The following is a 26240-nucleotide window of genomic DNA, read 5'->3' on the forward strand; positions in this document are numbered from 1 at the left end:
TGGTTGTCGCCCGGCGCTCCCCGGCAACCGGGCAGCGTCGGGCCATGGGGGTTAAGCGGCGGCTTCGGTGTTGGGTTCGAAGCTGTCGGCCCGGGCCAGTTGCCACATGCGCGAGTAGAACTCGCCGTTGACCTCGCCGGTGAGCAATTCGCCGGGCTTGAGGAACACGTGCAGCTGGGAGAACAACTTGATCTCGGTGGCCGACATGCGCCGTACCAGGTGCTTGGCTTCCAGTTGCGAGGGGTGCTGCAGGCCGGCGGCGGCGAGCATTTCCGCCAGGGCCTTGAGGGTGTTGCGGTGGAAGCTGTACACCCGCTGGGCCTTGTCCGGCACCACCAGGGCGCGCTGGCGCAGGTTGTCCTGGGTGGCGACGCCCGTGGGGCACTTGTTGGTGTGGCAGCTTTGCGACTGGATGCAACCGATGGCGAACATGAAGCCGCGGGCCGAGTTGGCCCAGTCGGCGCCAATGGCCAGCACGCTGGCGATGTCGAAGGCGCTGACGATCTTGCCGCTGGCGCCGAGCTTGATCTTGTCCCGCAGGTTCAGGCCCACCAGGGTGTTGTGCACGAACAGCAGCCCTTCGCGCATCGGTGCGCCGATGTGGTCGGTGAATTCCACCGGTGCTGCGCCTGTGCCGCCTTCCTTGCCGTCGACCACGATGAAGTCCGGCAGGATGCCGGTTTCCAGCATGGCCTTGGCGATGCCCATGAATTCCCAGGGGTGGCCCAGGCAGAACTTGAAGCCCACCGGCTTGCCGCCGGACAGCTCACGCAGCTGCTGGATGAAATGCATCATCTCGATCGGGGTGGAAAAGGCGCTGTGGCTCGACGGTGAAATGCAGTCCTCGCCCATGCGGATGCCGCGGGTGTCGGCAATTTCCTGGGTCACCTTGTGCTTGGGCAGGATGCCGCCGTGGCCCGGCTTGGCGCCCTGGCTCATCTTGATCTCGATCATCCGTACTTGCGGGTTCTGCGCCTGGGCGGCGAAGCGCTCGGGGTCGAAGCGACCGTCGGCGGTGCGGCAGCCGAAGTAGCCGCTGCCCAGTTCCCAGGTCAGGTCGCCGCCGTGTTCGCGGTGGTAGGGGCTGATGCTGCCTTCACCGGTGTCGTGGGCGAAGTTGCCGAGCTTGGCGCCCTGGTTCAGGGCGCGGATGGCGTTGGCGCTGAGGGAGCCGAAGCTCATCGCTGAGATGTTGAATACCGAGGCCGAGTAAGGCTGGGTGCATTGCGGGCCGCCGACGGTCACGCGAAAGCTGCTGGGGTCGCTCAGGGGCGCCGGGCGCATGGAGTGGCCGATGAACTCGAAGCCCGACTGGTAAACGTCGATCAGGGTGCCGAAGGGTTTGTCGGCGCTTTCGTTCTTGGCCCGGGAGTACACCAGCGAGCGCTGGGCGCGGGAAAAGGGCAGGGCGTCGCTGTCGGATTCCAGCAGGTATTGACGGATCTCCGGACGGATGCCTTCCACCAGGTAACGGATATTGCCCAGGATCGGGTAGTTGCGCCGCACCGCGTGGGGGCTTTGCAGCAGATCGAAGATCCCCAGCAGGCTCAGCAGGCCGGTGACCAGGGTGAATGGCCAGAGCCAGTCGTGTTCGAGAAAGGGCAGGCTGGCGAGGGTGAAAATCACGCAGGCGGCAAAGAAGGCGTAGCGGCTCAGAAGTGACAGGCTCATACGGTTTCCTTGGTTCGGACTCATCAAAGTCGTTTAGTCAGTACTCATTCTTATTGGGGCGCTGGATCTTGTTGTTGTGGGGGAACATACACTACGAGCCTGAACGGGGATCAGGTGCTTTGTGCCTGGAGAAAAATCGAAAACAGCTCGGACTGGGATTTGATGCCCAGCTTGCTGTAGATGTGTTTCTTATGAACTTTCACGGTTTCGGCGGAGATTTCCAGCTTACGAGCGATCTCCTTGTTAGAGCAACCGCTGAGCATCAGGCGCCCCACATCCAGCTCTCGGGCGGTGAGTTGCGCGCCCCGCAGCTGTTGCATCGAATGGTCTAGCTGGCTGCGCCAATCGGACGGCGAATGTTCTGGCGCGGAGTTGTCCTCGTCGCTGTTTTCATAGGGCAGGCGCTGACGCAGCAGGGCCACGACCCAGGGCGTGATCAGCGACAGCAGGGCAATCTGTGGCGGGGCGAAGCCCTGCCGGGAGCCCAGGGACAGGCACAAGGTGCGACCGTCAGCCAGGTGGCAATTGAACTGGATTTCATCGGCCACCACATTCAGTCGAAAGTAGCGCTGATAGTACTCGGTCAGTTGGAAGTGCTCTGGGGCCACTTCCGAGAGGCGCAGCAGGCCGCTGCGCGACTGCTCGCGGGTGGCGATGTAGAAAGGGTCGAGCAGATAGAGACCGTTGAGGTAGTCCTGGAACAACTGGTCGGGACTGCCGTCCTCGCCCGGGCACTCGGCGAACACCAGGGGCTTGTGTTCATTGCGAAACAGCAGGGCCACCCAGCTGTCGAAGCTGACGTATTGCTCCAGCAGGCGCACCAGTTGGCTCCAGAAATTGGCCTGGTCCAGGGCTTCGATCATGTGTCCTACCGAGCGGTGCCAGGCGATGTCATCCAGCGACAATGTCATGCATCTACCTCTATCGGGTTACCCCGGCTGCGTCATTTGCGGGGCGGTTTCGGCTGCGCATACTGCGGCACAGGCAAAGAAGAAGGAATACCCATGAAGGTTGAACTGGCCCAGTTGGCGGGCCGTGATAACGCCACAGCTTACAACCTGGAACGCGCCTTGGCGGCGATTGCCGCTTGCGCCGCCGATACCCAGTTGATTGTGTTTCCGGAAACCCAGTTGATGGGCTTCCCCACGGCCCAGACCGTGGCCGCCGTGGCCGAACCGTTGCACGGTCCGAGCGTGCAGGCGGTGATCCAGGCCGCGCGAAGACGCGATGTCGCGGTTGTGATCGGCATGGCCGAAAACGACAACGGCCGATTCTATAACACCACCTTGCTGATCACCCCAGAGGGGATTGCCTTGCGTTATCGCAAGACTCATTTGTGGGCTTCCGATCGTGGCGTGTTCAGCCACGGTGACCGGTACGCCACCTGTCTGTGGAACGGAGTACGGGTCGGTCTACTGATCTGCTACGACATCGAGTTTCCGGAAAGTGCCCGGGCCTTGGCGCAGCTGGGAGCCGAACTGCTGATCGTGACCAACGGCAACATGGACCCCTACGGGCCGACTCATCGCACAGCGATCATGGCCCGGGCCCAGGAAAACCAGGCATTTGCATTAATGGTTAACCGCGTCGAAGAGGGCGATGGCGACCTGCTGTTCGCCGGCGGCAGCGCCTTGGTGGACCCGCACGGCAGTCTGCTGTTCGAGGCAGGACGCGAGGAAGGCCAGTTCAAGGTCGAGCTGGATCTTGCGCAACTGCAGGTGGCGCGGCAGGACTACCGCTACCTGGATGACCAGCGGTTGAAACTGCCGGGTACAGTGCTTGAGCACGAAGATGGCATCCGTGAACTGCTGATTCCGGCGTGATGAAAGGGCCGTCCCGAAGACGGCCACCCCGTAAGAAAACTTCCTGCTGCACCGACTTCAGTTCTGCCATAAATCTAATAATTCCGGAGTAGTCGTTCATGGCTCGTTTGCAACGCACCCTTTCATTGGGCGCGGTGGTGCTGTTCGGCATCGCCTACATGACACCGATCATTGTTCTGGGCACCTTTGGCATCCTCGCGCAATCCACCGCTGGCAGTGTGCCGGCCGCTTATCTTGCGGCGCTGGTGGCGATGTTTTTCACTGCCATGAGCTACGGGCGCATGGCCGCGGCATTTCCCGTCGCCGGTTCGGCCTACAGCTACGTGCGCAAGGCGATCAGCCCGAAGTTGGGGTTTATCGCCGGCTGGGCGGTGCTGCTCGATTACCTGTTCCTGCCCATGGCCATCTGGCTGATCGGGGCGGCCTACCTGCATTCAGCGTTTCCAGCGGTGTCACAGTGGGTCTGGGTGCTGGCCTTCATCGGCGTGACCAGCGTGATCAATGTCATTGGCCTGAAACTGGCCAACGGCATCAACGGCCTTCTGATGCTGGTGCAATTCCTGGTGCTGGTGGCGTTTGTTGGCTTGTGCATTCACTACCTCGGCGGTGAGTCCAGCGCGCCGCTGTTCACCCTGGCACCGTTCTTCAACGGGCAGATGCACCTGCCGCTGATCATGAGCGGGGCGGCGCTCGCCTGCTATTCGTTCCTGGGCTTTGACGCAGTCAGCACCCTGACCGAGGAAACCCGTGATCCACGGCGGACCATTCCCCGGGCGATCATGCTGATCACTCTGATCGGCGGGTTGATCTTCGTCGGGGTGTCCTATTTCGTGCAGCTGGCTCATCCGTCCTTCGAGTTCGCCGATGTGGATTCTGCGGCGTATGAGATCGCGCGCAATATCGGTGGCGATCTGTTTGTCACGATCTTCCTAATTGGGCTGATCGTCGGCCAGTTCGCCTCGGGGCTTTCGGCCCAGGCCAGCGGTTCGCGGCTGCTGTTCGCCATGGGCCGCGACGGGGTCTTGCCCAAGCGCCTGTTTGGCCACCTGCACCGACGCTTTGGCACGCCGGTCAACAGCATCCTGCTGTGCGCCGTGGTTGCGCTGCTGGCGCTGAAGTTAGATGTCTCCACCTCGACCTCCTTCATCAACTTTGGCGCTTTCCTGGCCTTCAGTCTGGTCAACCTGTCGGTGATCTTTCATTACTGGGTGGGGGCGTCACGGCGTGGTTTGCGTGAAACGATCCTGTTTCTGATCTTCCCCCTCATAGGCTTGGTGGCCGATCTGTGGCTGATGTCCAGCCTCGATCATCTGGCGATCTACCTGGGGACGAGCTGGCTGGTCATCGGCCTGTTGTATTTGGGGTTCCTTACGCGTGGCTTTTCCCGCCAGCCTCCAGAGATGGATTTCAAGGAAGCGACATAGAAGCGCCGACGGGTCGGTTGTTGCAATAGGTTCTCGTTTGGGTGGGTCTAATATGTTACTGTATAACTATTAAAGTCCACCCCAATGCTTCTGGAGGCTTCATGAAACCTGGTATCCACCCTGACTACCGCCCCGTGCTGTTTCACGATACTGCTGCCGACGTGTTTTTCCTCATTGGCTCTACCGTCGATACCGACCGCACTTACCAGCACAGTGATGGCCAGACCTATCCCTACGTGACCCTGGATGTGTCCAGCGCTTCGCACCCGGTGTACACCGGCCAGCAACGCAAGACCCAGTCCGAAGGCCGTATCGCAGGCTTCAACAAACGTTTTGCCTCCTTCGGTTCCAGCGGTAAAGCCGCTGCCAAGTGAGGTCATTGGCCTCCATTCTCGCCGCCGTCCGTTGGAGCTCTTTCAGCGGACGGATGGTATTAAAAAGCCATCATTTCCCTCGGAAATGCTTCTACGCTTGAATCAGGCAACAAGGATCAGTGTTGCCAGTGAAAAGAATGAAGGACATGTGCATCGATGGTGACCCGAGGTGTCTCATGGGTGAACTAAACGTTGCCACAGTCACACGCTTGCCCGGGGTCCTGCTGGTGGATAGCCAGGACACTATTCTGCAACGCCTGCATCAACTGCTCAGCGCCCATGACTACCGCCTGTACCTGGCCCACGATGCCAGCGAGGCGTTGCAGGTGATGGCCCGCGAGGAAGTGGACCTGGTGATCAGCGCCGCCCGTCTGCCGCAGATGGACGGAGCGACCCTGCTGGCCCACATGCACCAGCAGTATCCGGGCACCACGCGCATCCTGCTGACCGGTGATCCGGACTTGAAGCTGATCGCCAAGGCCATCAACGAGGGGGAAATCTACCGTTACCTGAGCAAGCCCTGGGATGACCAGGAGTTGCTGCTGGCCTTGCGCCAGGCCCTGGACCATCAGCATTCCGAACGCGAGCGCCAGCGCCTGGAGGCCCTGGCCCAGCAGCAGAATCGCGAGCTCAAGGCGGTCAATGCCCTGCTGGAAAAACGGGTCGCCGCGCGCACCGCCGAGTTGCAGCAAACCGCCGACATGCTCGACCTGGCCTATGAAGAGCTCAAGCACAGTTATGCCACCGGCGCCGAGCTGTTCTCGCTGCTGGTGAACCAGCGTCTGCCCAGCGACAAGCAGACCAACCGCCGGATCATCGAACTGGTGCGCGCCTACTGCAAGGTCCAGGGCATCGACGCCGTGGACCAGCGCGACCTGGCCATGGCCGCGGCCCTGCACAACATCGGCAAGCTGAGCTGGAGCGACAGCATGATGGTCACCCCGGTGGACTTGCTGCATCACCATGAGCGCGAGCGTTATCGGGCCTATCCGGCGCAGAGCGAATCCCTGCTGATGACCCTGGAACCGGTGCAGGATGCCGCGCGGCTGATCCGTCACCATCAGGAGCACTGGGACGGCACTGGCTTTCCCGATCACCTCAAGGGCGAGGCGATTCCCCTCGGTTCGCGGCTGCTCAAGCTGGCGGTGGACTTCATCGAGTTGCAGTGCGGGCTGATCCTGGAGCGGCACATGAACAGCGACGAAGCCCTGGTGTTCATTCGCAAGTACGCCGGCCGACTGTACGATCCGGACCTGGTGGAAGGCTTTATCCAGGTGTGTTCGGTGTACCTGAGCGATGTGACCCTGGGCGACCCTTCGGTCAAGGTGCTGAGCACCCGGGAACTGCAGGCGGGCATGATCCTGGCGCGCAACCTGAATGCCGACAACGGCATGCTGCTGCTCAACGCCGGCAAGGTATTGAGCGCGCCCCTGGTGGACAAGCTGATTGCCTTTGAAACCATGGAAGGCGGCCGCTACAGCGTATTCGTCAAACTGCCCCAGGAGCAGCCGGCGCGGGCCTGAAGCCAGGTGCTGGGAGCGTCGTAAAGTGCCGGCGGCGGATGACGGCCCACCGCCGGACATGTGATCCTTGCGCCTTCACTCTCAAGGCTTGCGGGTTCCCATGTCGCTGTCTCCTGTTGTTGCACCCTCCCTCATTCGTATTGCCGCCGCGCTGTTGATCGGTGCCGACGGCCACACCCTGCTGGTGCGCAAGCGCGGCACCCAGGCCTTTATGCAGCCCGGTGGCAAGATCGAGCCCGGCGAGCTGCCGGTGCACGCCCTGGCCCGCGAACTGGAGGAGGAACTGGGGCTGCGCATCGATCCGGCCCAGGCCCGCTACCTGCAACAATTCTCGGCAGCGGCGGCCAACGAGCCGGGGCATGTGGTGGAGGCCGAGGTGTTCCTGGTCCACATCGACAGCCCGGTGACGCCGGCGGCAGAGATCGAGGAGGTGCGCTGGATCGATCCGGCCGGCGATGGCGATTTATTCCTGGCGCCGTTGACACGGGATCTGATCTTGCCGTTTTATCGCCAGGCCCAGGCCAATCTCGCCTGACCGGCTCCCCCCCGTTTGCCAAGGACTGCCATGATCCCACTGCACGACTACCTGATTTTCGCCGCCGCGTCCTTGTTGATGGTGCTGACGCCCGGGCCGAACATGATCTACCTGATATCCCGTTCGATCTGCCAGGGACGCAAGGCCGGCGTCACTTCGCTGTTGGGGGTCGTGGCGGGTTTCTTTGTCCACCTGTTCGCCGCCGCCCTGGGGCTGACTGCGGTGTTCATGGCGGTGCCCCTGGCCTATGAAGTGCTCAAATGGGCCGGTGCCCTGTACCTGTTGTGGCTGGCCTGGCAGGCGCTCAAGCCGGGCGCCCGTTCGCCGTTCGAAGCCCAGCAGCTGCCGGCGGATTCGCCGCGCAAACTGGTGACCATGGGCTTTCTCACCAGCGCCCTGAACCCCAAGATCGCGATGTTCTACCTGTCGATCTTTCCCCAGTTCATCAACCCCGAGCACGGTTCGGTGTTTTCCCAGAGCCTGATTCTCGGCCTGACCCAGATCAGCGTGAGCTTTTCGGTGAACCTGCTGATCGCGCTGTTTGCCGCGGGCATTGCCTCCTGGTTCGCCCACAACCCCACCTGGCTCGCGGTTCAGCGTTACTTCATGGGCTTCGTGCTGGCGGGGCTGGCGGTGCGCCTGATGTTCGAACAGCGCCGCACCAACTAAGCGGCAGCCACTGACGATCCCCCATGAGCCTGCAGATCCAGCAACTGACGCCTGACGATGCCGAGCAATACCGCGCCTTGATGCTCGAAGCCTATGCGCGCCATCCCCAGGCTTTCACCTCCAGCGTCAAAGAGCGGGAAAAACTGCCTCTGGCCTGGTGGGCTGCACGCCTGGACGGCGAGCTCGACCTGTTGCTGGGGGCGTTTTCCCAAGGGCGGTTGCTGGGGATCGTCGGCCTGGCCTTCGAGCTGCGGGAAAAGGCCCGGCACAAGGCGACCCTGTTCGGCCTCTATGTCACCGCCGAACAACGTGGCAGCGGCCTGGGCCGGCAACTGGTGCAGCACCTGCTGGCCGAGGCGGCACTCTACGAAGGACTGCGCCTGGTGCAACTGACAGTGACGGCGGGCAATGACCCAGCGCTGTCCTTGTACCGGCGCTGCGGCTTTGTCCAGTTCGGTCTGGAACCCCAGGCGGTGCGCGTGGGGGAGGACTATTTCGACAAGATCCACATGTGGCGGGAAGTGCCGGTCGACGCTTGACCCGGGCCGTGGGGCCCGGTCGCTGGCCAGCCGGCGCCTGGCGGATCAGCGTACCGCGCTGACCCCATCCAGGGTCGAGAACGAGGTGTCCTTGGCGGTCAGCAGGAAGTCACGCATGTAGGGCGCGTCCAGCATGTCGGCGCGAACCGCGGCGTACAGTGTGGCGAACAGGCCCTTTTCCCCCAGGCGCTTGGCCTTCACATAGCCACGTGAGCTGTATTCATGCAGGGCCCAGTGGGGCATGCCGCACACCCCGCGGCCGCTGGCCACCAACTGCATCATCATCACCGTCAGTTCCGAGGTGCGCACCTGCGCCGGCTCGATGTCCGCCGGTTCCAGGAAGCGGGTGAAGATGTCCAGGCGGTCCCGTTCCACCGGGTAGGTGATCAGGGTTTCGTTGAGCAGGTCTTCGGGAACTATGTAGGGCTTGTTCGCCAGGGCGTGCTGGTTGGCTACGGCGAGCATGGCTTCGTAGGTGAACAGCGGCACATAGGTGATGCCGGTCAATTCCACGGGGTCGGAGGTCACCACCAGGTCCAGGTCGCCCCGGGCCAGGGCGGGCAGCGGGGCAAAGGAGAACCCCGAGGCCAGGTCCAGCTCCACTTCCGGCCAGGCGTCGCGAAACTGGTCGATGGTCGGCATCAGCCACTGGAAGCAGCTGTGGCATTCGATGGCCATGTGCAGGCGGCCGGCGGTGCCGCCGGCCAGGCGGGCGATGTCCCGTTCGGCGGCGCGCAGCAGGGGCAGTGTCGCGTCCGCCAGTTGCAGCAGGCGCAGGCCGGCGCTGGTGAAACGCACCGGCTTGGTCTTGCGCACGAACAACGGCATGCCCAGGCGCTCTTCAAGTTCCTTGAACTGGTGGGACAGGGCGGACTGGGTCAGGTGCAGGCGTTCGGCGGCTTCAACCAGGCTGTCGGCTTCGCGCAGGGCGTGCAGGGTCTTCAGGTGACGGATTTCGAGCACCAGGTTCTCCATGAGTAAATTTTGTGATCAACACGAAAAGGTTGAGTTTGTCTCATGTTGCTTGGGCTGTCGACAATAGCGCCATCTTTTACAAGGAGGCACTTTTCCATGGCACTGGCCCACACCCTCGGTTTTCCCCGCATCGGCGCTGACCGCGAACTGAAAAAAGCCCTTGAATCCCACTGGAAGGGCGACCTCGATCAGGCCGCCTTGCAGGGGATTGGCCGCGAGCTGCGGGCCCGGCACTGGCAGTTGCAGAAAGACGCCGGCATCGACCTGCTGCCGGTGGGCGATTTCGCCTGGTACGACCAGGTACTTACCCACTCCCTGACCTTCGGCGTGATTCCCGAGCGCTTCGACAGCCACCGCGATGCCCAGGGCCGCCCGACCCTGGACACCCTGTTCGCCATGGCCCGCGGCGCGTCCAGCGGTTGCTGCGGCGAGCAGGGGCAGGCGCAATATGCCCAGGAACTGACCAAGTGGTTCGACACCAACTACCACTATCTGGTCCCCGAATTCAGCGCCGAACAGAGCTTCAAGCTGAGCTGGGAGCAGCTGTTCGACGAGGTCGCGGAGGCCCATGCCCTGGGGCATCAGGTCAAGCCGGTGATCATTGGTCCCTTGACCTACCTGTGGCTGGGCAAGGCCAAGGGCAACGCCTTCAACAAGCTCGACCTGCTGGAGCGCCTGTTGCCGCTGTACGGCGAGATCCTCAACCGGCTCAAGGCCCAGGGCGTGGAATGGGTACAGATCGACGAGCCGATCCTGACCCTCGACCTGCCCCAGGAATGGAAGAGCGCCTTCGAGCGGGCCTACCACATCCTTCAGTACTCGCCGCTGAAAAAGCTGGTGGCAACTTACTTCAGCGGTTTGGAAGACAACCTGGGCCTGGCGGTGGGCCTGCCGGTGGACGGCTTGCACATCGACGCGGTGCGTGCCCCGGAACAACTGGGCCAGGTCCTGGACCGGCTGCCGACCTACAAGATTCTTTCGGTGGGCCTGGTCAACGGACGCAATGTCTGGCGCTGCGAACTGGAGCAGGCCCTGCAACAGTTGCAGGTGGCCCAGGAGCGTTTTGGCGACAACCTCTGGGTCAGCAGTTCCTGCTCCCTGCTGCACAGCCCGGTGGACCTGTCCCGGGAGGATCAGCTGGATGCCGAACTGAAAAGCTGGCTGGCCTTCGCCGTGCAGAAGTGTGGCGAGATCTCGGTCCTGCGCGATGCCCTGAACGACCCCCAGGCCCCGGCGGTGCAGGCGGCCCTGGCGCAAAGCCGGGCGGTCCAGGCCAGTCGCGCGCGGTCGCCACGGATTCACAAGCCCCAGGTCCAGGCGCGGGTCGAGGCCATCAGCGCCGCCGACAGCCAGCGCCGCTCGCCCTTTGCCCAACGTATCGAGCAGCAGCGGGCGCGCCTGCAACTGCCGGCCTTTCCCACCACCACCATCGGCTCGTTCCCGCAGACGTCATCGATCCGCCTGGCGCGCCAGGCCTACAAGCAAGGCAAGCTGTCGCTCAATGACTACACCGACGCCATGCACCGTGAGATCCGTCACGCGGTAGAGATTCAGGAGCGCCTGGGCCTGGACGTGCTGGTCCACGGCGAAGCCGAGCGCAACGACATGGTGGAGTACTTTGCCGAGCAGCTGGACGGTTACCTGTTCACCCGCTTCGGCTGGGTCCAGAGCTACGGTTCACGCTGCGTCAAGCCGGCGATCATCTACGGCGACCTGAGCCGGCCCCGGGCCATGACCGTGGACTGGATCCAGTACGCCCAGAGCCTCACCGACAAGGTCATGAAAGGCATGCTCACCGGCCCTGTGACCATGCTCATGTGGTCCTTCCCCCGGGAGGATGTGTCACGCCAGGTCCAGGCCCAGCAGTTGGCCCTGGCCCTGCGCGATGAAGTGCAGGACCTGGAGCAGGCCGGGATCAAGATCGTGCAGATCGACGAGGCGGCGTTCCGCGAGGGCCTGCCCCTGCGCCGGGCGCAATGGCAGGAGTACCTGGATTGGGCGGTGCAGGCCTTCCGCCTGAGCGCCTCTGGGGTGAAGGACGCAACCCAGATCCATACCCACATGTGCTACAGCGAGTTCAACGACGTGATCGCCGCCATCGCCGCCATGGATGCCGACGTGATCACCATCGAGACATCCCGCTCGGACATGGAGTTGCTGCAAGCTTTCGAGGCCTTCGATTACCCCAACGACATCGGCCCCGGGGTGTACGACATCCATTCGCCACGGGTGCCGGATACCGCCGAGATGGTCAAGCTGATCAGCAAGGCCGCCCGGCGCATTCCCGCCGAGCGTCTGTGGGTCAACCCCGACTGCGGCCTGAAGACCCGGGCCTGGCCGGAAACCGAAGCGGCCCTGGTGAACATGGTGGCCGCCGCGCGGCAGCTGCGCAGCCAGCTGGCCTGAGGCCCTGGCCGGCGAAGGCGATCATCGGATCCTCTTGGTCGGCCCGGCAAGCGGCGCCCGACCGTCCCCTGTCGGATAACCGCTGGGCAATCTTCATCAAACTGTCACGCAACTGTGGCAGCGCGAATCATCGAAGTTCATCAGACTCGCGCTCCACTGGGGTTCTGCGTTTCGGTGTTTTCCATGCGGGCAAGATTGTTTTCCACTGTCATCCTGCTGGCCGGGCTATTGCTCGGCCAGCTGTCCTTTGCGGCTGCGCGCTGCGATGTCAACGTACCCACGCAACGGGTCGACCTGCCACAGGTGAGCCTGGCTTATCAGAGCATTGGCCGGACTTCTGATCCGGCCTTGCTGCTGGTCATGGGCCTGGGCGGGCAATTGATCCACTGGCCGGACGAGGTGGTCATGGCCTTGTGTCAGCAGGGCTTTCGGGTGATTCGCTATGACAATCGCGACGTCGGCCTGTCCACGTGGCGTGAGACGCCGGACAGCGCCAACCTGACCTTCGAGGTGCTGCGCTACAAGCTGGGCCTGCCGGTATCGGCGCCCTACACCCTGACCGACATGGCCGACGATGCCCTGGGGCTGATGAATGCCCTGCACATCGAGCAGTTCCATGTGCTGGGGGCGAGCATGGGCGGGATGATTGCCCAGCACCTGGCGGCCATGGCGCCACAACGGGTCGAGAGCCTGACCCTGATCATGACCAGCTCCGGCGCCGAAGGCCTGCCCGCGCCGAATGCGGCCCTGGTGCAGTTGCTGTCCCGGCGCAATGCGCCAAACCGCGAAGTGGCCCTGGAGCAACAGGCCGACCTGTTGGCGGCGCTGGGCAGCCCCAGGGTCGCGGATGATCGTCGGGTCCTGCTGCATCAGGCGGCCCTGGCCTATGACCGGGCGTTCAACCCGCAAGGGGTTCAGCGCCAGATCATGGCGATCCTCGCCGAACCGAGCCGGGTGGCGCTGCTCAAGCAACTGCGGGTGCCGACCCTGGTGGTGCATGGCACCGCCGATCCGCTGTTGCCGGTGATGCACGGCGTGCACCTAGCGGCGCAGATCCAGGGCAGCCAGTTGAAACTGATCCCGGGCCTGGCCCATCGTTTCCAGGAAGCTTTCAAGGCACCCTTGCTGGCGGCCGTGCTGCCGTACCTGCAAAGCCATCGCGAGGATAGGTCCCACTGGGCCCAGATCGAGCCGCTGGAAGTGGGGCGCATGCTCTGAGCCAAGCCTCAAACGGATAGATTTTCGCTTGCAGCTTGCAGCTTGCAGCTTGCAGCTTGTCGCGTCAGCGAACGATCTTGTCCACCTGAATGCCGAGCTTTTTCAGGCGGTACCAGAAGCTGCGCTCGGAAATGCCGATCATCTGCGCCGCCGCGGCCTGAACGCCATTGCTCTGCTGAAGGGCCGCGAGGATGTAGCTGCGTTCCACCTCCGCCAGGGCTGCGTCCAGGTCGCTGGGCACAGGCGCATTGACGCCGAGGAGGGGGCGGCCTTCGGCTCCCGCCGGCGGGGTGTCGAACAGATAGCCTGGCAGGTCGCTCTCCTCGATGACCGAGGCGCGAGCGACGATGGTGGCGCGCTCCACGCAGTTCTGCAGTTCGCGAATGTTGCCCGGCCAGGCGTAGCTGGCCATGGCCTGCAGCGCCTGCGGGCTGAAGCCGGTGATGCGCTTGCCGGCGGCGCCCAAGCTGTGGGCGAAGTGGCGGGCCAGCGGGGCGATGTCTTCGACCCGTTCGCGCAGCGCCGGCAGGGGAATGGGAAACACGTTGAGGCGGTAGTACAGGTCTTCGCGGAACTCCTTGTTGGCCACCGCTTCCAGCAGGTTCTTGTTGGTCGCGGCGATCACCCGCACGTCGACCTTGCGCTCCCGCGGATCGCCCACCGGCTCGATCACCCGCTCCTGCAGGGCGCGGAGAATCTTGGCCTGCAGGGCCAGGGGCATGTCGCCCACTTCGTCGAGGAACAGGGTGCCCTTGTCGGCCTGCTGAAAGCGCCCGATGCGGTCGGCCACGGCGCCGGTGAAGGCGCCCTTGCGATGGCCGAACATCTCGCTTTCCAGCAGGCCCTCGGGAATCGCCGCGCAGTTGACCGCGACAAACGGCTTGTCGGCGCGATTGCCGTGCTTGTGGATGGCCCGGGCGACCATTTCCTTGCCGGTGCCGCTTTCGCCGGTCAGGAGAATGGTGGCATTGCTGTCGCGCACCGAGTCCACCGCCTGCAGCACCCGGCGAAAGGTCGGGCTGTCGCCCACCAGGCTGTCGAACTGCTGGTGTTCGTCGAGTTCGGCGCGCATGCGCTGGTTGTCTTTGAGAATGTCGCGAAACTGCAGGGCCTTGCTGACGGTGATGTCCAGCTCGTCGATATCGAACGGCTTGGCGATGTAGTCGTAGGCGCCGTTGCGCATGGACTGCACGGCGTTCTTCACCGTGCTGTAGGCGGTCATCACGATCACCGGCAGGTTCGGGTAGCGCTGCTTGATTTCCCCCAGCAACTGCGGCCCGTCCATGCCCGGCATGCGCCAGTCGCTGATCACCAGGTCGATGTCCTCCTGCTCCAGCACCTTGAGGGCGTGCAGGCCGTTGCTTGCGGTGAACACCTGAATGCCGTCCTGGCTCAGGGCCGAGGACAGCAGGTCGCAGAGTTTCGGTTCGTCGTCGACCACCAGCAGGTTATGCGTCATCACTGTCCTCGTCGTCCTCTTCACCGTTGGCCGGAATGTACAGGCTGAAGGTGGCGCCGGCATCTTTTTCGCTGACGCACTCGATATGGCCGTCATGGCTTTCCATGATCGAGAAGACTTTAGCCAAGCCCAGGCCGGTGCCCGAGGCCTTGGTGGTGACGAATGGGGTGAAAATGCGCTCCAGCATGTCCGGCTCGATGCCCTGGCCGGTGTCGCTGACGCTGATGATGGTTTCGTCGTTCTGCTGGGCGATGCCCAGGGTCAGGCGGCCGCCTTCGGGCATGGCGTCGATGGCATTGAGGATCAGGTTCAGGCAGGCCTGCTTGAGCTGCCGGGCGTCGGCGTGGATGGTCGCGCCGGGGGCCTGGTCGTCGATGCGCGCATCGATGTTGTGGGTCGCCAGTTCCGGGGTGCAGAAGCCCAGCAATTCCTCCAGCAAAGGGCGCGCCGGCTGGGTGGCGCGGATCGGCGCGCTGGGCTTGGCGAAGTCGAGGAACTCGGTGATCAGGTCATTGATCCGGCTGACTTCGCTGATCACGTATTCCAGGTGGCGCTTGTCGTTTTCCGGCAGGTTGGCCCGGCGGTGCAGCAGTTGGGTGGCGGTCTTGATGATGCCCAGGGGGTTGCGGATCTCGTGGGCCAGGCCCATGGCCACTTCGCCCAGGGCGTGCAGGCGGTCCCGGCGACGCAGTTGGGCTTCCAGGTGCTGCAGTTCGCCGAGGCGTTCGGTCATGTGGTTGAAGGTGCTGCTCAGCTCCGCCAGTTCGTCGCCGCCGATCACCGGCACCCGTTGCCGGTAGTCGCCGGCAATCACCGCCTGGACGCCCTTGGACAGGCCCCGCAGCGGCCGGGTCAAGCGTTGCGACACCAGCCAGCCGACGCACAGCGAGGCCGCCGAGCTGAGGAGAAAGATCAGGATGAACAGGTTGCTCTGGTTGACCAGGCCCACCAGGCTGCTGTGACGCAGCAAGCCGCTGAAAATCACCCCCACCAGGTCACCGCTGTCATTGAAGATCGGTCGGTACAGGCCGCTGTAGCGGCTGGTGAACTGTTCGGTGGGCTGGCGCGTGGCGCGCAGGATGTCTTCGATCTTGTGCGGCACCCGCGCAGGGTGATCCTCGAAGCGCTGGGTGGCGAAGATCTCGGAGAAGTCATCGGCCTTGGCCAGGTACAGGCGCAGGTCCAGGGAATGCACATCGGCCACGCTGGTGAGGAAGCTGGCGTCCAGGTAGGTGGCGATCAACAGCTGATAGTCGACGCCGTCCAACTGGGTCTGGAAGGTCGAGACCACCGCCCCGGTGGCGACACCGCCAACCTGGATGGTCTGCAGCACGGCATTGGAGGCGGTGCTGATCTGCCCCACCACGTCGTCGGCGGCGGTGGTGAACATCACTTTGTGGTCGTTCTTGCGAATCAGTGCCACCACGTCGATGCCCATGGAGTCGGCGATGTCGGCGGTGAGCTTGTCGTGCTTGGCCGCATTGCGATCGGTGGGCGGGCGGGTGTAGCGCAGGAACAGCTGGGCGATCCGTGCGTTGTCACGCAGGATCTCGGTGATCTCGTCCTCGACGATCTTGGTGGATTCCTGCAGCCAGATCCGCACGTTGCTGTCGAAGATTTCCGACAGCGTGGTGGCCGCCAGCTCAGCCGCGATCATGGTCGGGATCACACTGACCAACCAGAAGGCCAGCACCAGCTTGCGCTGCAGGCTCCAGCGGGAGATGGCGAAGGGGCGAGGCGAGCGACGATCTTTTCTGGTCATGTACTTTCGCTTATTGCAGCAGCCATGGCGGGGTCGGAGCGATCCGGGCGGACAAAGCGTTTTATCACTTTGAGCAGGGCGTTGAGCAACGGATTGCGGTGGCGGAAAAACAGCATGTTACCGGTGAAGCGGCAACCCAGGCGCAGTTTGCTGGCATAGCCCGCCTGGCCGCACTCGTAGAGCGGAATCCGTTGCTGGATGCAGAAGTCGACATTGGCCAGCCAGCTGCGGAAATACAGGTTGTGCTCGCGACTGACATTGAGGTCGTGGGCAAAGAACTTGTCGATCAGCCGATGCTGGTCGATGAGGATCAGGTTGAACGCCACCAACTGCTCGCCGACCCAGTACAGGACGCAGGCGGCACGCTCGCCCAACTGCTCGAGGATCGCCGTGAAGTAGTCCGCCGGCAGGCGTTCGAACTGCAGGTCGCTGCGATTCAGGGTGGCTTCGTACAGGCGCATGATGTCCGGCAGCACGTCGTCGATCTGCCGCCGCCATTCGATGCGCGGTGCCGGAGCCCGGAGCTTGCGCCGCAGGTCCTTGCGGGTGGATTTGCCCAGGGTGCCCAGGTACGCGTCGATCGAGGCGAAGGGCACGGGCAGCAACGCGGTGGGCAGGCTGGGCATGGCTTGCAGGCCGGCGGCCAGGCAGCTGTCGGCCCATTGCTGGTCGTGGCTGGGGGCATCCTTGACCGCCAACAGGCCGATGCCAAAGCTGTCGGCGTCGCGCCGGGCCAGTTTCAGCAGTTCTTCGAGCAAGGCCTGACGACGCTGGGGCGGGACGTGGCTGGCGGTGCCGGCGTTGCACTGTTCGGCCACCGGCGAGCCGATGGCGTACAGGCGCAGTTGCAGGACACCGGGCCACTGGCGCTCCAGGCGTTCGGTAAAGCGTTTGGCCAGCCCTGACACCGTGGTGTCGAGCCGGTACTGGGTGGTGAAGGCCGGGGCCACCGCCACCAGGGTCGAGCCCTCGAAGACCGCCAGGTAGCGCCACTGAAAGTCGGCAATGGCGGCTTTTTCCACGGCCAGGTAGTAATCCCAATCCTCCAGGGCCCCCGGAAAACAGTCATTCCAGGCACTGCGTTCGATGGCCTGTATGGTTGAAAAGGCTTGGGCGGTAATCACGTCTCTTCCTTAAGTCACGCCAGCTGTCGGTAGTCTTCACGTTCGGCGGGTTGGGTCACTCGTTGCTGGATGAAGTCGACGCTTAGCTCGATCACCCGCTGGTACTGCAGGTCCACGGTGATCATGTGATAGCAGTTGTCGAGGAGGATCTTGGTCACCGGTCCGCCGAGCTTGCGCTCCACGTAGTTGGCGTTCCAGGGACTGGTGATGTCGTCCTCGCTGGAGTGCAGCACCAGGGCCGGGGTCATGATCGAGGGCATGCGTTTCTTGACTACGGCGTTCATCCGATGCAACTCGCGCACCGTCACGCCCTCCATGGTCAAGAGGCCCGCGTCGCTGCTCTGGCCGGCTTTCATCTGCTTCTCGACGATGGCCCGCAGGCGTTCGTTCTTGATGCCGTAGGGCGGTTTCTCTTCGAAACGGCAGATGTGCACGCCAAAGGGAATCTTCATCAGCAGCGGCGTGAGGAACGCCAGCTTGTTGATGCTCCAGCCGTCGTACTTGAGGGTGGTGGAGTACATCAGCAGGCCGCTGATCTGCCCCGGATGCTCGGAGGCCAGGTACATGGACATCACCGCGCCCATGGACAGGCCGCCGACGAACACCTGCTCGTGACGCTGCTGCACGCCGACAAAGGTTTGGCGCACGCCTTCGTACCAGTCCTGCCAGCCGGTGGCCTGCAGGTCGCTGTTGTCCCCGCAGTGCCCGGGCAGGGTCGGAACGTACACCGTGCACGTCCCGTCCTTGGCCAGGCCCTGGGCCACCCGACGGAGTTCCGTCGGGGTGCCGGTCAGGCCGTGGATCAACAAGACCCCGACCGGACCCGTGCCGAGAACGAAGCCGGCGTCGCCTTCGCCCAGATCGATCTCAGCGGCGCTCATCGCTTCATGGCCCGATCCAGCAGGCGGTCCAGCAGAGCGATGCCCAGGTCGATTTCCGCGTAGCTGATTTCCAGCGACGGGGCCAGGGTGATGACGTTCTTGTAGTAGCCGCCCACATCGAGGATCAGGCCCAGGCGCTGGCCGTTGATTTCGATGTCGCCCTTCATGCCTTCCTCGACCATGAAGTCCAGGGTCGCCTTGTCCGGGGTGAAGCCGTCGGTGGTGCAGATTTCGCAGCGCAGGGCCAGGCCCAGGCCGTCGACGTCGCCGATGATCGGGTAGCGCTTCTGCAGGTCTTGCAGGCCGGCCAGGAAGTACTTGCCCTTTTCCATGACCATCGCGCCGTAGTCGATCTCGCTGGTCATCTTGAACATTTCCAGGCCCACGGCGGTGCCCAGCGGGTTGGAGGCGAAGGTGGAGTGGGTCGAACCTGGCGGGAACACGCCCGGGTTGATCAGCTCTTCACGGGCCCAGATGCCGCCCAGCGGGTTGAGGCCGTTGGTCAGCGCCTTGCCGAACACGATCACGTCGGGTTTGACGTCGAAGTGCTCGATCGACCACAGCTTGCCGGTGCGGTAGAAGCCCATCTGGATTTCGTCCACCACCAGCAGGATGCCGTGCTGGTCCAGCACATGCTTGAGCTCGCTGTAGAAGTTCATCGGCGGGATCACGTAGCCGCCGGTGCCCTGGATCGGCTCGACATAGAAGGCGGCGTATTCGCTCTGGCCGACTTTCGGGTCCCATACGCCGTTGTATTCGGTTTCGAACAGGCGGGCGAACTGCTGCACGCAATGGCTGCCGTACTCTTCCTTGGTCATGCCTTTAGGACCGCGGAAGTGGTACGGGAACGGGATGAACTGCGCGCGCTCGCCGAAGTGGCCGTAGCGGCGACGGTAGCGGTAGCTGGAGGTGATCGACGAGGCGCCCAGGGTACGACCGTGGTAGCCGCCTTCGAAGGCGAACATCAAGCTCTTGCCGTTGGTGGCGTTACGCACCACTTTCAGTGAGTCCTCGACCGACTGCGAACCGCCGACGTTGAAGTGCACGCGACCGTCCAGGCCGAACTTCTTCTTGGCGTCCACGGCGATCATTTCCGACAGTTCGATCTTGCCTTTGTGCAGGTACTGGCTGGCGATCTGCGGCAGGGTGTCGATCTGTTGCTTGAGGGCATTGTTCAGGCGCGGGTTGGCGTAGCCGAAGTTCACCGCCGAGTACCACATCTGCAGGTCGAGGTAAGCCTGGTCGCTGGTGTCCCAGACATAGGAGCCTTCGCAGCGGCTGAAAATGCGCGGTGGTTCGATGTAGTGAACGGTATCGCCGTAGGAGCAGTACTTGGCTTCTTTTTCCAGAAGGATCTGGTCTTCTGGGGTCGCGATGCGGATATCAGACATGGTGGAAGAGTTCCTGGGTTTCAAGAGAGAAATTGGTCGCGTTGGCGGCGTTGTTCGGCAGCTTGGCCAGCAGCGCCGGCAGTTCGGCGAAGGAGTCGAACCGCGCATGGGGAATCTTGTTGCGTTCGCAGTAGTCGGCCAGGCGGTCCTTGGCGAACACGAAGTCGGCGGTGGACGCCACGCACATATCCGACTGGCCGTCGCCGATCACCAGCACGCGCTTGCCGCGCGGGGTGGACTTGCATTTGCAGTTGCCGGAAGCAGCGCGGCAGGCGTCGCTGGCGTAGGGGAAGTCGATGCGCCAGCTGTTGTGGTCAACCTGGCGCAGGCGGTTGGCGAGGATCGGCAGCAGGGTCACGTAGTTGCGTGCCAGGATGCGGGCGATGCCTTGTTCGATGCCGTCGCTGACCACTTCGATGGAAGCGCCCAGGCCGATCACGTGATCGACGAAGTCGGGGAAGTCGGGGTCGATTTCGACACTGTCGAAGTAGCCCAGCAGTTCGGCGGGCGAAGCCTTGACCAGGGCCAGTTGGCGGCTGAGGCATTCACGGGAGCCGATGTGACCGTCCAGCCATTCCTGCTCGATGCCTTCCCAGCTCGGGTCGGCGAAGCGTTGGAGAACGTTATCGATCACGTCGGCGCGGGAGATGGTCCCGTCGAAGTCACATACGATATGCCAGTGCATCATCTGCTGTTACCTGTTGAATAAGAGCGCTGCTTGCGCTTGTGGCAGGGGTAGAGCAGGGACTGTGCCAAGTGGGGAAAACCCAGCAGGGCCGGGGCTCTGGCCGCAGGGGGAAGTGATTTGTAGCTTTCTGGCTACAATTTTTGTAGCTTGCTACAACCAACATCAGTGCTTGCGTCGCAAGGGCGCTCTGGTGATTGATGCGCGGCTGTTCAGACAAGGAAACTCACGCATGCCTAGGCTTTCTCTTCCCGCCATACTGGCCGGCCTGCTCTCGCTGGGCGCGGCAATGGGCGCCGCCGCCGACTCCGGCATCACCGGTGAACTGGGCCTTGGCCTCGGTTACCAGCCCCACGACCCGACCGGCAGCAGCTACGACACGGTGCCGCTGCCTTATATGGATCTGGAATGGGGCGATGTCAGCCTGAGCACCGACGACGGCCTGACCTGGAGTGCCTTCAAGGCCAATGGCTTGAGCGTCGGTCCCTATGTCAATTACCTGCAGGGGCGCAACGCCGACGGCAAGCTGCGCGGCTTGCGGGACGTGCGCGACATGGCCGATATCGGCGGATTCGTCGAGTACGCTCCGGATGACTTCTGGCGACTGTTCGCCACCCTCGGCCAGGCGGTCGGCGGGGCCGGTGGCCAGGGCGGCCTGCTGGGCAAGCTCGGCGGCGAGATCGGCTATCCCCTGGGCATGGGCATCATCGGCAGCAACGAATTGACCCTGCACTTTGCCGACGACCGTCAGGCCAATACCTTCTATGGCGTCAGCGCCAAAGAGTCCCTGGCCTCCGGTATCGACCGCTACAACGCTGGCGCTGGCCTGCAGAACTTCACCCTGAGCCAGAGCTTCCAGTTCCCCTTGGGGGACAACTGGTCGCTGGTGGCCAGCGCCAGCTGGATCCGTCTGGTCAATTCCGCCGCGGACAGCACCATCGTTCGCGATCGGGGCGAGGTCAACCAGGGCCAAGTGCAGACCGCCATCAGCTACAAGTTCTGACGTGTGCTACCGCAGGCCACGCCCCGGCCTGCGGTGGTCCCGGTGAAACTGGTCTGGCCTTTGCAAAGGCGCTCATGAATTCAATTTCTCAGGAAGTGCTTCATGGCCCGACCCGCCTACCGTCTGCTTGCCCATTCCCTCTGGGACCTGATCCCGATTGCCATGGCCCTGGCGCATTTCGCCTTTGTCCTGTGGCTGGTGCTGGACTTTCACGCCCTGTCCTGGTGGGTCATTCTCCCGGCGGCGCTGCTGTACGCGGTCAGCCTGTCGTGGAGCATCAACAGCATTTCCCACAATCAGATCCATAACGCCTACTTCACCCCGGGATGGATGAACCGCGCCTTCGATCTGCTGCTGTCGGTGACCATCGGTTTTTCCCAGACCCTGTACCGCGACATCCACAACCGCCACCACCGTGGCAACTCCGATCGTCCCGATGCCCAGGGCAAGACCGTGGACCCGCTGTCGATCTACCTGCACGGCAAGAATGGCCAGCCGGACAATCCCTGGGCCTACACCTTCCTGAGCTTCTTTCGCGACGATCCCAAGGAGATCTACCAGGAAATGCAGCGCAAGCGGCCTGACGATGCACGCTGGGTCAAGGTGGAAATCGGCGTCACCGTGGCCTTCTACCTGGCCCTGGCGCTGTATGACTGGCACGCGGTGCTGGTGCTGCTGCCGTTCTGGTACCTGGGGCAATCGCTGTCGTCCCTCAACGGCTACTACGAGCACCTGGGGGGCAACCCCGACCTGCCGATTGCCTGGGGCGTGAGCTCCTACAGCCCGCTGTACAACCTGATCTGGATGAACAACGGCTACCACGCCGAGCATCACTACCGGCCGAAAATGCACTGGACCAAGGTCAAGGCCTTCCACCGCGAGATTCGCGAGCAGCAGCAGGCGGCGGGGGTAAAAGTGATTCCCGTGTCCCATGGCCTGGGCTTCCTGGTAGCCCACCGCAAGGCCTGACCGCAAGATCGCCTTCGTCGGCAAGCCGACTCCTACCAAGGCACGACGCCAATCCCCCGCCGTAGGAGCTGGCTTGCCAGCGAAGAGGCCCGCAAGATCGTCTTCGCCGGCCAGCCGATTACTACCAAGGCACTACGCCAATCCCTCGCCGTAGGAGCTGGCTTGCCAGCGAAGGGGCCCGCAAGATCGCCTTCGCCGGCCAGCCGTCTCCCACCAGCGCATGACGCCAATCCCCGCCGTATGAGCTGGCTCGCCAGCGAAGGTGCCGTCAGGCCTCTTCACCTTCCGCCAGCAGGGCAATCCCGCCGATGATCACGAAGACGCCGATCCAGTGCAGCAGGCTGATCTGTTCACCCAGGCCCAGCCACGAGCCCAGCAGCACCACGACAAACACCAGGGAACTCAAGGGGAAGGCCAGGGACAGGCTGCTGCGACGCAGGATCAGCATCCACACGAAAAACGCGCCGATGTAGCAGGCAATCGCCAGCAGCACGCCCGGATTGACCGCCACCGCCGCCAGCCATTGCAGGTTGAAATCCATCTGCCCCAATTGGTCGCCGCCGACCTTGGTGGCGATCTGCCCGGCGCTCTCGAAGCCGATCAGCAGGGCCCAGAGCACGATGGTGCCCAGACGCTCGTGCAGCCAGCCGTGGGAGGTGTTCGAACTCATGAAACGCTTCCTTCTATTCGTTGAATAAGGCTCAGGTACTGGCCACGCAGACCAGCATCACCCCGGCGGTGATCACCAGGGTGCCCAGCCAGCGCCGGCGGCTGACGGTCTCGCCCAGCACCACCTTGCCCGCCAGGACCACCCCGCAATAGGCCAGGGCCGCGGCCGGGAACAACAGGCTCAGGGGCGCCCGGGACAGGGCTTCGAGCCAGACGAAGAACTCGATGGCGTAGGCGCCGATGCCGCACCACAGCAGGGGTGCGTTGAACACCTGGCCCCAGAAGGCATTCAGGCGAAAGCCGCCTTCCAGCTCTGGCAGGCGGTCGAGGCCTAGCTTGAAACAGAGTTGGCCGACCACGTCCAGGACAATCGAAAAGGCCACCAGCAGAACTACGGTCAGGGTCACGGAAACAGCTCCTCGAACAGCGATATCAGGGCTTCATTGGTCACTGAGTTGCGCAGCAGGTCGTCCTGGCTCCAGCGTTCGGCCGGGGGCTGGTCGGACTTGGCTTCCCAGCGTTTGAAGGCGTTGCTGAAGGCCGGCTGGGCGAACTCGCCGCAGACGTCGATGCCCAGGATGCGCTTGCGCGCCGCCAGTGCGCGCAGTGCCTGCAGCAGGTGGGTCAGGCGCATGCCGCCCTGGTCCCAGTTGGTGGCAGCGTCTTCGCTGGCCAGCACGTCCTTGTCGATGGTGATCCACACCGCTTCGGTGGGCAGGCTGTCGATCATCTGCGCGAGGAAGGTGGCCCAGTCCAGGTCCGCCAGATTGCGCCAGTGCAGGTGGTTTTCCTGCTGTTGATGACCGGCGCCGTCGCCGACCCGGCCCCAGACCTTGGACGGCGCGTGCTGCCAGGGAAACAGCTGCAGCTTGCCGTGCTTCAGGGCGCCGAGGTTGCCGCCGCGCAGCTGCGGATTGTGCAAGTCCTCACTGCACGGGCCCAAGGTGACGATGCGCTGGATATTGGGCAGCTGCAACGCCCGGTTGACCCAGGAACCGCAGTGCCGGCGCGGGGCGAAGCGCACCCAGTCGGGGTGATTGTCGAAGTGGATCAGGCTCACCGGCTCGGGCAGGTCGCACAGAAAGGCCGGAGTCAGGTGATGATAGTCGCCGGAGCCGACAAAGAAGATTTCCGGTTGCGGGCCGCTGTGCCGGGGACGTTGACCCAGGCGCTCGCGAAAATGGCGATAGGTGCGCTCGGTGGACCAGAGGCGCAGCTTGGGGCCCAGGTCCAGCAGGTCCAGGCGTCGCGCCTGGCCGCTTTTCAGGCGCCGGAGGATGGGCTCCTGGGCGGTCAGGCTGTGGTCGAGATCTAAAATATTCAAGGCGTTCTTTACCCATGGCAGCGCCCTCCAGAAACTGCGTGATACCGCTCAAACGCAGGCTGGACGGGCTTTAGCGGGTAAATGCAAGGGTTGGGCCAGGGTGGCCGGCGACAGACCGCGGCGCCGGCTTCGCGAGCAAGCTCGCTCCGGGAATGGAGGGCGGCTCAGGCGTGCAGGCGCACCCAGACGCTGACCAGGATCGTCGCGGCGATCAGCCAGGCCACGGCGGCCACCGCCAGGGAGGCTTCCAGGCGCAGGCGGTCGACCATCACATACAGGGTCGCCAAGTAGACGAAGTAGGGAATGATCGACCACATGCCGAACAGGATGGTGGTCTTCAGGTCGTCGAGGGAGCGGCCCTTGCCGACGATGTAGTGGGCGATCAGGGCAAAGGTCGGGAACAGCGGCACCAGCCCGGCGATGTAGTAGTTCCGGGTCTTGGCCAGGGCCGCCAGGATCACCACCACTGCCGCGCCCAGGGCGGCCTTCAACAATAGATCCATGGGTATGCGCGCCTTTCGGTTAGTGGTTCAGGCCGTACTTCTTGACCTTGTCGAACAGCGTGGTCTTGGCCATGCCCAGCTCCTGGCTGGCCTGGGTCAGGTTGCCGCCGCTGCGCTGCAAGGCGTCGTTCAGCAGGTTGCGTTCGAAGGCTTCCACCGCCTCGGCAAACCCCAGGCCCTGGGCTGCGCTGGCGCCGCTCTTCTTGAACGCCGGCAGGCCCAGGGCGAAGCGCTCGGCGACGTTGCGCAGTTCGCGCACGTTGCCCGGCCAGTCGTGGCTCATCAGGCTCGACAGGGTCTGGTTGTCCAGCTCCGGCACGGCGCGGTCGAAGCGCAGGGACGACTGCTGCAGAAAGTGTTCGAACAGTTGCAGGATGTCCTCGCGGCGCTCGCGCAGGGGCGGCAGTTCCAGGGTCACCACGTTGAGGCGGTAATACAGGTCGCTGCGAAATGCCTTGGCCCGGCTCATCTCGTCCAGGTCCGACTTGGTGGCGGCGATCACCCGGCAGTCGACGGCCACGCTCTGGTTCGAACCCAGGCGTTCCAGGGTGCGCTCCTGCAACACCCGCAAAAGCTTGATCTGCAGGTTGATCGGCATGCTTTCCACTTCGTCGAGGAACAGCGTGCCCTGGTGAGCGTGCTCGATCTTGCCGATCCGGCGCTTGCCGGCACCGGTGAAGGCATTGGCCTCGTGGCCGAAGATTTCGCTTTCGAAGAGGTTTTCCGGCAGGCCGCCGCAGTTCAACGCAACGAACTGTTGCTGGTGGCGCCGGCTGAAGTCGTGCAGGCAGCGGGCGACCAGTTCCTTGCCGGTGCCGGTTTCGCCTTCGATCAGCACGTTGGCCGAGGTATCGGCGACGTTGGCGATCAACTCGCGCAGGTTCTGCATGGCCGGCGAGCGGCCGATGATCCGCCCTTCCAGGGAACTGCGTTCGGCCAGTTGGCGGCGCAGGGAGCTCACTTCCCGGGCCAGGCCCCGCTGTTCCAGGGCGCGGCGGGCCACGTCCACCAGACGCTCGGGGGAGAAGGGTTTTTCCATGAAGTCGTAGGCGCCTTGCTGCATGGCGCCGACGGCCATGGAGATGTCGCCGTGGCCGGTGATCAGCACCACCGGCAGGCTGCGATCCCGGGCCTTGAGGCGGTTCAGCAGTTCCAGGCCATCGATGCCCGGCAGGCGGATATCACTGACCACGATGCCGGGGAAGTTGTCGCCGACCTGGGCCAGGGCCTCTTCGGCGCTGCCCACGCCAATGCAGGGAATGTCTTCCAGGGCCAGGGCCTGCTGGCAACCCAGCAGGACATGGGGGTCGTCT

The 26240-nt window shown here is 63.6% G+C and carries 25 protein-coding genes; 11 read left to right on the plus strand and 14 right to left on the minus strand.

What is annotated here, in order from left to right:
- Nucleotides 1–51: 51 nt before the first annotated feature.
- Both GGI48_RS21950 and GGI48_RS21955 read right to left on the minus strand, forming a co-directional pair.
- Nucleotides 52–1671: an FMN-binding glutamate synthase family protein gene (locus GGI48_RS21950; RefSeq protein WP_016968546.1), complete on the minus strand. Its 1620-nt coding sequence runs from the start codon at nt 1669–1671 to the stop codon at nt 52–54.
- 110 nt (nt 1672–1781) lie between these two features.
- Nucleotides 1782–2582 (minus strand): helix-turn-helix transcriptional regulator, encoded by an 801-nt coding sequence (locus GGI48_RS21955; protein ID WP_047305887.1) that lies wholly within the window; start codon nt 2580–2582, stop codon nt 1782–1784.
- Between the two features lie 93 nt (nt 2583–2675).
- Here GGI48_RS21955 and GGI48_RS21960 point away from each other — a divergent pair, with 93 nt between their 5' ends.
- The 7 genes from GGI48_RS21960 (at nt 2676) to GGI48_RS21990 (ending at nt 8558) form a co-directional block, all read left to right on the plus strand.
- Nucleotides 2676–3494 carry a carbon-nitrogen hydrolase family protein gene (locus GGI48_RS21960; protein ID WP_047305886.1) on the plus strand — a complete coding sequence of 273 codons (819 nt, stop codon included), beginning with the start codon at nt 2676–2678 and terminating at the stop codon, nt 3492–3494.
- 98 nt (nt 3495–3592) lie between these two features.
- Entirely contained in the window at nt 3593–4918 is a 1326-nt protein-coding gene (locus GGI48_RS21965) for an APC family permease (RefSeq protein ID WP_047305885.1), read from the plus strand.
- 101 nt (nt 4919–5019) lie between these two features.
- The gene (locus tag GGI48_RS21970) at nt 5020–5292 is read left to right on the plus strand and encodes a type B 50S ribosomal protein L31 (RefSeq protein ID WP_047305884.1); all 273 of its coding nucleotides are present in this window, start codon (nt 5020–5022) and stop codon (nt 5290–5292) included.
- 176 nt (nt 5293–5468) lie between these two features.
- Nucleotides 5469–6815 (plus strand): HD domain-containing phosphohydrolase, encoded by a 1347-nt coding sequence (locus tag GGI48_RS21975; protein ID WP_179600047.1) that lies wholly within the window; start codon nt 5469–5471, stop codon nt 6813–6815.
- A gap of 100 nt (nt 6816–6915) precedes the next feature.
- Nucleotides 6916–7350, plus strand: coding sequence for an NUDIX hydrolase (locus tag GGI48_RS21980; protein ID WP_047305882.1), 435 nt, complete (start codon nt 6916–6918; stop codon nt 7348–7350).
- A 30-nt stretch (nt 7351–7380) separates the two neighbouring features.
- Complete coding sequence (locus GGI48_RS21985; protein ID WP_103741432.1) at nt 7381–8019, plus strand: LysE family translocator; 639 nt, start codon at nt 7381–7383, stop codon at nt 8017–8019.
- A 29-nt stretch (nt 8020–8048) separates the two neighbouring features.
- Nucleotides 8049–8558, plus strand: coding sequence for an N-acetyltransferase family protein (locus GGI48_RS21990; protein WP_409565408.1), 510 nt, complete (start codon nt 8049–8051; stop codon nt 8556–8558).
- A 45-nt stretch (nt 8559–8603) separates the two neighbouring features.
- Here GGI48_RS21990 and metR read toward each other — a convergent pair whose 3' ends face one another.
- On the minus strand, nt 8604–9521 hold the full coding sequence (gene metR / locus GGI48_RS21995; protein WP_092317061.1) for a transcriptional regulator MetR: 918 nt from the start codon (nt 9519–9521) through the stop codon (nt 8604–8606).
- Nucleotides 9522–9629: 108 nt separating this feature from the next.
- Here metR and metE point away from each other — a divergent pair, with 108 nt between their 5' ends.
- Nucleotides 9630–11939 (plus strand): 5-methyltetrahydropteroyltriglutamate--homocysteine S-methyltransferase, encoded by a 2310-nt coding sequence (metE, locus tag GGI48_RS22000; protein ID WP_179600051.1) that lies wholly within the window; start codon nt 9630–9632, stop codon nt 11937–11939.
- Between the two features lie 183 nt (nt 11940–12122).
- Nucleotides 12123–13157 (plus strand): alpha/beta fold hydrolase, encoded by a 1035-nt coding sequence (locus GGI48_RS22005; RefSeq protein WP_042940929.1) that lies wholly within the window; start codon nt 12123–12125, stop codon nt 13155–13157.
- Nucleotides 13158–13221: 64 nt separating this feature from the next.
- On the opposite strand, the gene GGI48_RS22010 is transcribed toward GGI48_RS22005, so the two are convergent.
- Genes GGI48_RS22010 through GGI48_RS22035 form a run of 6 tightly spaced genes read right to left on the minus strand, consistent with a single transcriptional unit; the run spans nt 13222 to nt 20462 of the window.
- Nucleotides 13222–14616 carry a sigma-54-dependent transcriptional regulator gene (locus tag GGI48_RS22010; RefSeq protein ID WP_179600053.1) on the minus strand — a complete coding sequence of 465 codons (1395 nt, stop codon included), beginning with the start codon at nt 14614–14616 and terminating at the stop codon, nt 13222–13224.
- Nucleotides 14606–16378, minus strand: coding sequence for a sensor histidine kinase (locus tag GGI48_RS22015; RefSeq protein WP_016964649.1), 1773 nt, complete (start codon nt 16376–16378; stop codon nt 14606–14608). The genes GGI48_RS22010 and GGI48_RS22015 overlap by 11 nt, the downstream gene beginning before the upstream one ends.
- A complete protein-coding gene (locus tag GGI48_RS22020; protein ID WP_016964650.1) occupies nt 16375–17502 on the minus strand; it encodes a GNAT family N-acetyltransferase in 1128 nt (375 codons plus the stop codon). The genes GGI48_RS22015 and GGI48_RS22020 overlap by 4 nt, the downstream gene beginning before the upstream one ends.
- A gap of 14 nt (nt 17503–17516) precedes the next feature.
- Nucleotides 17517–18383 (minus strand): alpha/beta hydrolase, encoded by an 867-nt coding sequence (locus tag GGI48_RS22025; RefSeq protein WP_103741435.1) that lies wholly within the window; start codon nt 18381–18383, stop codon nt 17517–17519.
- Nucleotides 18380–19774, minus strand: a complete 1395-nt coding sequence (locus tag GGI48_RS22030; RefSeq protein WP_016964652.1) for an aspartate aminotransferase family protein — start codon at nt 19772–19774, stop codon at nt 18380–18382. The genes GGI48_RS22025 and GGI48_RS22030 overlap by 4 nt, the downstream gene beginning before the upstream one ends.
- Nucleotides 19767–20462 (minus strand): HAD-IB family phosphatase, encoded by a 696-nt coding sequence (locus tag GGI48_RS22035; RefSeq protein ID WP_011063137.1) that lies wholly within the window; start codon nt 20460–20462, stop codon nt 19767–19769. The genes GGI48_RS22030 and GGI48_RS22035 overlap by 8 nt, the downstream gene beginning before the upstream one ends.
- A gap of 229 nt (nt 20463–20691) precedes the next feature.
- Here GGI48_RS22035 and GGI48_RS22040 point away from each other — a divergent pair, with 229 nt between their 5' ends.
- Together GGI48_RS22040 and GGI48_RS22045 are read left to right on the plus strand one after the other, a co-directional pair.
- On the plus strand, nt 20692–21462 hold the full coding sequence (locus GGI48_RS22040) for a MipA/OmpV family protein (RefSeq protein ID WP_042940923.1): 771 nt from the start codon (nt 20692–20694) through the stop codon (nt 21460–21462).
- A gap of 102 nt (nt 21463–21564) precedes the next feature.
- Complete coding sequence (locus GGI48_RS22045; protein ID WP_016964654.1) at nt 21565–22431, plus strand: fatty acid desaturase family protein; 867 nt, start codon at nt 21565–21567, stop codon at nt 22429–22431.
- 268 nt (nt 22432–22699) lie between these two features.
- Here the strand turns inward: GGI48_RS22045 and GGI48_RS22050 are convergent, their stop codons facing one another.
- The 5 genes from GGI48_RS22050 to GGI48_RS22070 all read right to left on the minus strand — a co-directional run bounded on the left by GGI48_RS22050 (nt 22700) and on the right by GGI48_RS22070 (nt 26224).
- Nucleotides 22700–23101, minus strand: a complete 402-nt coding sequence (locus GGI48_RS22050; RefSeq protein ID WP_016964655.1) for an EamA family transporter — start codon at nt 23099–23101, stop codon at nt 22700–22702.
- 31 nt (nt 23102–23132) lie between these two features.
- Nucleotides 23133–23507 (minus strand): transporter, encoded by a 375-nt coding sequence (locus tag GGI48_RS22055; protein WP_011063133.1) that lies wholly within the window; start codon nt 23505–23507, stop codon nt 23133–23135.
- Nucleotides 23504–24424, minus strand: a complete 921-nt coding sequence (locus GGI48_RS22060; RefSeq protein WP_016964656.1) for an arginase — start codon at nt 24422–24424, stop codon at nt 23504–23506. Before GGI48_RS22060 ends, GGI48_RS22055 begins: the two co-directional genes overlap by 4 nt.
- Nucleotides 24425–24588: 164 nt before the next feature.
- Nucleotides 24589–24918 carry a GlpM family protein gene (locus GGI48_RS22065; RefSeq protein ID WP_169892259.1) on the minus strand — a complete coding sequence of 110 codons (330 nt, stop codon included), beginning with the start codon at nt 24916–24918 and terminating at the stop codon, nt 24589–24591.
- Between the two features lie 28 nt (nt 24919–24946).
- Nucleotides 24947–26224 (minus strand): sigma-54 dependent transcriptional regulator, encoded by a 1278-nt coding sequence (locus GGI48_RS22070; RefSeq protein ID WP_233172441.1) that lies wholly within the window; start codon nt 26222–26224, stop codon nt 24947–24949.
- Between the last annotated feature and the right edge of the window lie 16 nt (nt 26225–26240).

It is taken from the genome of Pseudomonas protegens, from assembly GCF_013407925.2.
GTDB classification, from domain to species: Bacteria; Pseudomonadota; Gammaproteobacteria; order Pseudomonadales; family Pseudomonadaceae; genus Aquipseudomonas; species Aquipseudomonas fluorescens_AP.

What these genes read in the sequence shown, in the direction of transcription:
- GGI48_RS21975 (WP_179600047.1), top strand. Translation starts at nt 5,469, where the DNA reads ATGGGTGAACTAAACGTTGCCACAGTCACACGCTTGCCCGGGGTCCTG.
- GGI48_RS22030 (WP_016964652.1), bottom strand. Translation starts at nt 19,774, where the DNA reads ATGTCTGATATCCGCATCGCGACCCCAGAAGACCAGATCCTTCTGGAA.
- GGI48_RS22040 (WP_042940923.1), top strand. Translation starts at nt 20,692, where the DNA reads ATGCCTAGGCTTTCTCTTCCCGCCATACTGGCCGGCCTGCTCTCGCTG.
- GGI48_RS22005 (WP_042940929.1), top strand. Translation starts at nt 12,123, where the DNA reads ATGCGGGCAAGATTGTTTTCCACTGTCATCCTGCTGGCCGGGCTATTG.
- GGI48_RS21960 (WP_047305886.1), top strand. Translation starts at nt 2,676, where the DNA reads ATGAAGGTTGAACTGGCCCAGTTGGCGGGCCGTGATAACGCCACAGCT.
- GGI48_RS22015 (WP_016964649.1), bottom strand. Translation starts at nt 16,378, where the DNA reads ATGACCAGAAAAGATCGTCGCTCGCCTCGCCCCTTCGCCATCTCCCGC.
- GGI48_RS22025 (WP_103741435.1), bottom strand. Translation starts at nt 18,383, where the DNA reads ATGAGCGCCGCTGAGATCGATCTGGGCGAAGGCGACGCCGGCTTCGTT.
- GGI48_RS22010 (WP_179600053.1), bottom strand. Translation starts at nt 14,616, where the DNA reads ATGACGCATAACCTGCTGGTGGTCGACGACGAACCGAAACTCTGCGAC.
- GGI48_RS21950 (WP_016968546.1), bottom strand. Translation starts at nt 1,671, where the DNA reads ATGAGCCTGTCACTTCTGAGCCGCTACGCCTTCTTTGCCGCCTGCGTG.
- GGI48_RS22050 (WP_016964655.1), bottom strand. Translation starts at nt 23,101, where the DNA reads ATGAGTTCGAACACCTCCCACGGCTGGCTGCACGAGCGTCTGGGCACC.
- GGI48_RS21980 (WP_047305882.1), top strand. Translation starts at nt 6,916, where the DNA reads ATGTCGCTGTCTCCTGTTGTTGCACCCTCCCTCATTCGTATTGCCGCC.
- metE (WP_179600051.1), top strand. Translation starts at nt 9,630, where the DNA reads ATGGCACTGGCCCACACCCTCGGTTTTCCCCGCATCGGCGCTGACCGC.
- GGI48_RS22045 (WP_016964654.1), top strand. Translation starts at nt 21,565, where the DNA reads ATGGCCCGACCCGCCTACCGTCTGCTTGCCCATTCCCTCTGGGACCTG.
- GGI48_RS21965 (WP_047305885.1), top strand. Translation starts at nt 3,593, where the DNA reads ATGGCTCGTTTGCAACGCACCCTTTCATTGGGCGCGGTGGTGCTGTTC.
- GGI48_RS21985 (WP_103741432.1), top strand. Translation starts at nt 7,381, where the DNA reads ATGATCCCACTGCACGACTACCTGATTTTCGCCGCCGCGTCCTTGTTG.
- GGI48_RS22035 (WP_011063137.1), bottom strand. Translation starts at nt 20,462, where the DNA reads ATGATGCACTGGCATATCGTATGTGACTTCGACGGGACCATCTCCCGC.
- GGI48_RS21955 (WP_047305887.1), bottom strand. Translation starts at nt 2,582, where the DNA reads ATGACATTGTCGCTGGATGACATCGCCTGGCACCGCTCGGTAGGACAC.
- GGI48_RS21970 (WP_047305884.1), top strand. Translation starts at nt 5,020, where the DNA reads ATGAAACCTGGTATCCACCCTGACTACCGCCCCGTGCTGTTTCACGAT.